Origin of the sequence: uncultured Kordia sp., from assembly GCF_947496985.1 — a bacterium.
Taxonomy (GTDB): Bacteria; Bacteroidota; Bacteroidia; order Flavobacteriales; family Flavobacteriaceae; genus Kordia.
The window spans coordinates 1-1,094 of the sequence record NZ_CANMEZ010000027.1; the positions used below are offsets into that span (position 1 = coordinate 1).

At 35.9% G+C, this 1,094-nt stretch carries 1 protein-coding gene; it reads left to right on the forward strand.

Annotation, left to right across the window (positions count from 1 at the left end):
• A partial coding sequence (locus Q0828_RS24355; RefSeq protein ID WP_298427968.1) for an amino acid adenylation domain-containing protein occupies nucleotides 1-1,094 on the forward strand: 1,094 nt, incomplete at both ends.

The following is a 1,094-nucleotide window of genomic DNA, read 5'->3' on the forward strand; positions in this document are numbered from 1 at the left end:
GGAGTTTGGAAAGTTGGCGCATGTTTCATTCCACTAAGCACAGATTTCCCATTAGAAAGAAATCAACAAATACTATCACAAGCCAATAGTGGTTTTGTAATTACTACGAATGATTTACAGAAAAGTATTCAAGGTTTAACGGAAGAGAAGAATATTCTGTATATAAACGCTGCTGCAGATCGTACTTACGGTACCAAAAATATAGATATTGTTCTTTCGGGAGATACATTAAGTTATATCATATTCACCTCAGGATCAACAGGAACACCAAAAGGAGCCATGGTTGAACACCAAGGAATGTTGAATCACTTATATGCAAAAATCAATGATTTTCATCTAGATGACAACTCAAATGTAGCGCAAACGGCAACACAAGTATTTGATGTAAGTATTTGGCAATATATGGTTGCATTGCTAGTTGGTGGAACTACAACAGTATATGTTAGCGATGATGCTTGGGATCCAAAACGATTATTAGAAAATGTAGAAAAGCATGGCATTACGGTATTAGAAAGTGTTCCAGCACATTTTTCAATTCTGTTAGACTATTTAGAATCAACAATAGAAAAACCAACTCTATCAAGTTTAGAAATGTTGATGATGAATGGAGAAGGTTTGCCGCCTGCATACTGTCAACGTTGGTTTGATATGTATCCAGAAATAGCCATGAGTAATGTATATGGACCAACAGAATGTTCAGATGATATTACACATTACATCTTCAATGAGGTTTCAGAAAATTGGGAAGGATATGTTCCAATAGGGAAACCAATTCAGAATATGCAGATGTACATTGTAGATGAAGACATGCAATTGGTTGCAAAAGGAATCATAGGAGAATTGTGCACTTCTGGAGATGGCGTAGGACAAGGATATCTAGGAAGAGAAGACTTAACAACAGAGAAGTTCATAGACAATCCATTCAATCCTGGAACGAAACTTTACAAAACAGGAGATTTAGTAAAATGGTTGGAAGATGGTAATATTGAATTTGTTGGTAGAAAAGATTCACAGGTTAAAATTAGTGGAAACCGAATAGAGCTTGGAGAGATAGAAGTTGTATTGCAAGAAGCACCACAAGTAGTTCAAGGAGC